The 5,166-nt window shown below is 33.1% G+C and carries 5 protein-coding genes; 3 read left to right on the top strand and 2 right to left on the bottom strand.

Going from position 1 to position 5,166, the window contains the following annotated elements; all coding sequences use genetic code 11:
• Window positions 1–362: 362 nt before the first annotated feature.
• The 3 genes from E1171_RS07630 to E1171_RS07620 are packed head-to-tail and all read left to right on the top strand — an operon-like array spanning window position 363 to window position 2,511.
• Complete coding sequence (locus tag E1171_RS07630; protein WP_155205419.1) at window positions 363–635, top strand: hypothetical protein; 273 nt, start codon at window positions 363–365, stop codon at window positions 633–635.
• A gap of 3 nt (window positions 636–638) precedes the next feature.
• Complete coding sequence (locus tag E1171_RS07625; protein ID WP_155205418.1) at window positions 639–1,445, top strand: hypothetical protein; 807 nt, start codon at window positions 639–641, stop codon at window positions 1,443–1,445.
• A 22-nt stretch (window positions 1,446–1,467) separates the two neighbouring features.
• Window positions 1,468–2,511, top strand: a complete 1,044-nt coding sequence (locus E1171_RS07620; protein ID WP_155205417.1) for a replication initiation protein — start codon at window positions 1,468–1,470, stop codon at window positions 2,509–2,511.
• A gap of 596 nt (window positions 2,512–3,107) precedes the next feature.
• Here the strand turns inward: E1171_RS07620 and E1171_RS07615 are convergent.
• Both E1171_RS07615 and E1171_RS07610 read right to left on the bottom strand, forming a co-directional pair.
• Window positions 3,108–4,064, bottom strand: a complete 957-nt coding sequence (locus E1171_RS07615; protein ID WP_155205416.1) for a ParB N-terminal domain-containing protein — start codon at window positions 4,062–4,064, stop codon at window positions 3,108–3,110.
• Window positions 4,065–4,362: 298 nt separating this feature from the next.
• Window positions 4,363–5,166: ParA family protein (locus tag E1171_RS07610; protein WP_155205415.1), on the bottom strand; the 804-nt coding region annotated here is incomplete at its 5' end.

Here is a 5,166-nt window from a genome sequence, read left to right as displayed (position 1 = left end):
ATTTAAATTCACCCATGGCTAAAAGTATTACCATTATTAGGGAAAGATAACAAGATGTTAATTCAAAACTAAAAGTTTGCAACAGAGCCATTTTTGATACCATTGATTCTGTCAGAGATCTTTCCAATCCCTATCTCAAAGTTAAAAGAATTGCTTTTACCATGTTAGATAGTCGTTTAACGATTCATAAACAGAACATGAAAGATATTATGACATATTTTGATTTCATGAATATCTTCAATACGAGAATTCGATTAATATCGCATTTAAAGAAGCCGCACAGACAGGTTTAGATATATTTTCTTACAATAAATCCCCCAATGGAGTAAAGGATTACAAAAACTTTATGAAGGAAATTATCCATGGCTAAGAATATAGTTGTTTCTATAGGTTTAACCCAACCAGCAAAATCTTCCGAATTTATAGGACAACAAAACAAGCAGGGATTATTGGCTCAGGAGAAAATTAAAAATAGCCTTGAAGTTCACCCTGAACTTCAGGTGTATATGCCTTTGCCTTCCAGTGATCAATTCAAAACATTGGCAAAAAATATCCTTCAGGACGGCAAGAACAAAGAAAACCTTCTGGCGTGGCCTTTCAATGGAAAATATTATATTCTGGATGGTTATACCTGATATATGATTCTTCAAAAAAATACGGAACAAGATCGCCCTTTTGGAATCGACCTAAGAGATGATATCCCCGTTCTACCAGCAGCAAAGAAAGAAATGCGAAGTATTCAATTAGGTCGCCGAAATATGAATCGATGGCAAATCTTTTATTTAAGAGGAATTACCTATATCGATGAGAAAAAAGACGATGGAGGGAGGCGGAAATTAGTTCCTCAAAATGATGAATTGATCGGAAATAAAAAATATAAGTTAGCACAGGAGTTTAATGTCGGAGAAGCAACTATCGAGAGAGTCGCCCGTTTTGCCAGTGGCGCTTTACGGTTTATTGCCTTTCACTTGGATAAAAGTGCTAAAATAGATATCGATATTCAATCAGGTAATAAAAATTTACTGAAACAAGAAGTTGAATACGTCGGACAACATCAAGACCTCCTTTTAGAGTGCTTCCTTTCACCTAAAGATGCAAAATTTAATGTAATTGTGTTAAAACAACTCAGAAAGCAAAAAAAGCAACCATGGATTTCTATTTTTCATAAGTCCATTACTTATAGATCCAAAGGTGGGGGGGGGAATGACTTTTTATATACTCTCACCGCAAATAAGCAGGGAAAACAGACGGAATTAATCAAAACCACTTCCTTGCAGCAACATTTGAAAAAGAAACCATCTAATTGGAGTACACAACAGTATAAGGTAAACAACAAATTTACCAAGGAAGGAAATCAACAAGATAGAGAGTTTTTACTCGCTCACATAGAGGAGCAAATTCAAAAAATAGAGGGGTATAGGAACAGGATAAAAAATGTGCAATAACCTTTTTATACTAATTTGTTAAATGGAGCAAGCATTATCAATAATCAAACCAGGAGACTATAACCAGCAAATCAAACAACACTGGAAATTTACCATGAGTCATCAAAAAAATATTGGTGCACTAGGAAAAAAAATTCTGGGCATGGTCCTCGCTCAGATTAAACAAACTGATAAACAACTTCAGCCCTATTATCATTTTAGGGTAAGTGAACTAGTTCAAATATCCAAAACGAAAAATAAGGGTATATATAGTGATGTCGCTAAAGCCATTAACAAACTCTCCGATGTAAAATTCATCATTCAGGAAATAGACGGTAAAAAATATACCCCCAGACATTTATTGGATACTACTGCTAAAGAAAACCCGACGTCTTATCATGCATCCGAAGGAATGGTAACTATCCGGATTAATCCTGCTTTAGAAGAATATTTTATTGGATTAGCTAATAACTATAATGAATGGTCCCTAGCCAGCTATATGAAGTTATCTAATTGGTATGCTATGCGCATTTTTGAGATACTCAATGCATTTCGGTATAATCAAGATGAAGATGGATTCAATTGCCACTTTGACCTGGACACCTTTCGACGCTTGATGGATCTCACTAAAGATAAAAAGACGGGAAAAACTCCTTACAAATCTGTTAATCTGCTAGTCCAGCGCACAATTATAGTTGCTCAGGAGCAATTAAATGATAGCCCCTTCCAATTTGAATTTGAAAAGGTATTTGGTGAAAATAGCGGTAAGGGAAGAAAACCGCTGATCGGCTTCCGTTTTAAGATTACCGGGGTAGCCTTTGAAAGACCTAAGGATTTTGTCCAACGTTGCCTTAACCATCCGGATACCGCTCATATTACCTCCATTTTTAAAGACCGGTATAAATTTTCAGATCGCTTCATCAAGGAAATCAGTCAGATGGGAAGAGAAAAACTGAATGAACTCATCCAATTGGTTAATCTTAAAAAATCCAATGATGAAATAAAAACAACAGAACAGAAATACGCTTATGGAGTTTTCAAAAGAGAATTTAGAAAATACACGGATGAAAAAATAGAAGCTTTATAAAAAAGCTACATTTTCAGGGTAGATATGGACCTAATTATTGCTTTCCTATAAAACTTCAATTTTAGGATTGATTAAGCCCAAGTTTTATAGACTTAATGAGCTAAAAGGTAAATAAAAATTGGATTATTAATTCCATACAACAGCATTCCTTGTTGAAGTTAGACCGTTTTTGAATAAACCGAGAAAATGTCAAATGGAATTTTATTAAATATTTAATTTTAAATAGCTCTTTGTTTTAGTCTTTTTGGCAATTATCAATTTTTTTGTGAAAATATAATAAGTGATATCATTATTTTTAAAGGTCGCCGAAAAGGAAATTTCTGTGTAACAGGTTATTCACTACGCAATAGTTCTGAACCTAGTGGGGATTATCAAAGAAGGATTCTATTTTGTTTAGCAAGCCTAATTGACACATGAGTTTAGCAGGAATTGGTTGGGTAATCGGATATTTCTAAAAAACAATTTTTTGTAATTGATAATTTTATTCTGACAAAAGAATGGGCAATTAGAAAGATTAAAGTTTTTATTTTGTACGATTGGGTATTTGTAGAATTAGAATTCTTTACAATAAAAAAGGTTGATTTTTTTATTTTACCCTATTTATTCAGCTGCTTATGAAGCCACTCAATTTCTTCCTTCTTTTTATTTATGATTTCGGCAGGTTCTTCGGAGCCTTTGATTTCTTGTTCAAGGTCAACTATGGAGGCATATATAATAAATTCCAGATAAACTCTAGAGGAATTCTTTTTACCTTCAATTCCTTTAATAAATTTTTCAAGGCGTTTTTTATTTCTACATGCTTTTATAGAATATTTAGCACACTGATTTACAGTTAAAGGGGATAGAGGTTTTTCAGGAACTAATTCTGAAGCAAGTTTTCTTATATCTTTTGCTTGGGAAACATCTTGCAAAATCTTATTTGAAACCTCATTTCTTCCTATTACCTCTATATCTTGTTTTCTAGCTTTATTTTTCCCTTTAAGGATATCGGTTTTTAGAGCAGGGTTGGTTTGCCCAATTTTTTCTAGGCCTTTAGAATAGGCGGCATCTCTAAGTATGGTATTTTTTGATACGTTAAATTGCTTAGCAATTCTTTCTGCTGTTTTTTCCTTTTCTAAATTATCGAATTTTGGAGATTCAGATTGAAACTGTTTAAGATTATTAATATTGTTAAATTTTATTTTCTCCCTTTCATATTTTAGCCCTCTCAGATAACTGGCATTTTCAGGGGTCAGGTTTCTTCGTCCTAATTGGTTGTTAATCATAAAATCTATAACCGTATCTTTATTGTCAAAACCCATTAGGTTGATATTAAAGTCTATACCTAACTTAACGCATATATCGTAACGGTTATGCCCATCCACTAAGATGAATTGTTCATCAGGACTTTTCCAAATGACTAGGGCTTCACGGCAACCTTGGGTTAGAATATTTTCTTCTAACCTTTTTATTTCTTCATCTTTAAGGGGAGGAATTAAATTTTTGAGATCAGGTAAAATTGTTATTTTTTTCTTAATCTCTTCTTGGTCTGCTTTAATGATGTTATTGTTCATTGCGTTATTAATTTATGTGGGTTAGTTTTTACGAATTGGAAATTAGTCTTGCTGACTTAAAATAATTCCTTTCAAATGCCCTTGAGCTTTTTTTGGATTTGCCCAGTTGAATAAATACATCGAAAATATTAATATGGGGATATTGTTCTTTAATGTGTTGGATATTATCCTTATGCTCGGATGAACGGGAATCATATTTTGTGATAAGAATACCTTTGATAGTAAAGGATAAGTTATCTTGATAATAGTGCGGTTAATTTATGCGGTATTAAGTTTTACGAATTGGTAATTAGCTTTGCTAACTCAAGGTAATTTTTTTCAAAGGCCCTTGTTTTTTTTGTGTATTTGTCCAATTGAATAAATTCATCAAAAATATTAATATGGGGATATTGTTCTTTAATGTGTTGATATGATCGTTATGCTCAGATGAACAGGAATCATATTTTGTGATAAGAATACCTTTGATAGTAAAGGATAAGTTCACCTGCTCTTGAATTGTATCCAAATTTTGAAAAAGCAAGCTTAATCCTTTAAGAGCAAGGGGGGCAAGTGAAAGGGGAATAATAAGTTCATCAGCGGCTATTAAGGTATTCATAAATAATCCACCTAGTCCAGGGCCTGAATCTATATAAATATAGTCGTATTCTTTACGTAGAGAATCTACCATTTTCTTTAAAAGGAAATTGGAGGACAGGTTGGTGAATTCGTCTAAGCCAGCATAAAGGTCTATATCTGACGGGATTAAATATAAATTATTCTTAATATAATGCACTGGAGGCTCGCTCCAACCTTTTAGGGCATGGTATATATTTATTTTTGTGGGGTAAACTCCAAAGTGAGAAGAAAGTTTGGCCTTGGGGTCAAAGTCTATCATAAGTACCTTAAACCCTAAAGAAGATAAGGCTTTACTAAGTGAAGCTACTGTTGTAGTCTTAGTTTCTCCACTATTTATATTAACTACACTAACAACATTGGTGGGATTTAATAATTTTTCAAATCCATATTTTATTAGTACAGGCTCAAGTTTTTCTAAGTGTTTATCATTTAATTCTCTTTCTCTTCTTAAAACTTTGCTTAACAGACCAGCGGATAAACTAGCTTC

The organism is Xanthovirga aplysinae, assembly GCF_009711365.1.
Lineage (GTDB): Bacteria > Bacteroidota > Bacteroidia > Cytophagales > Cyclobacteriaceae > Xanthovirga > Xanthovirga aplysinae.
The sequence above is the reverse complement of the archived record's forward strand: the minus strand, read 5'-3'. Positions and strand labels throughout refer to the sequence as shown.

Bases quoted from the DNA above. Each gene is read 5' to 3' on its own strand.
- E1171_RS07615 (WP_155205416.1), bottom strand. From the start codon at position 4,064: ATGAACAATAACATCATTAAAGCAGACCAAGAAGAGATTAAGAAAAAA.
- E1171_RS07625 (WP_155205418.1), top strand. From the start codon at position 639: ATGATTCTTCAAAAAAATACGGAACAAGATCGCCCTTTTGGAATCGAC.
- E1171_RS07620 (WP_155205417.1), top strand. From the start codon at position 1,468: ATGGAGCAAGCATTATCAATAATCAAACCAGGAGACTATAACCAGCAA.
- E1171_RS07630 (WP_155205419.1), top strand. From the start codon at position 363: ATGGCTAAGAATATAGTTGTTTCTATAGGTTTAACCCAACCAGCAAAA.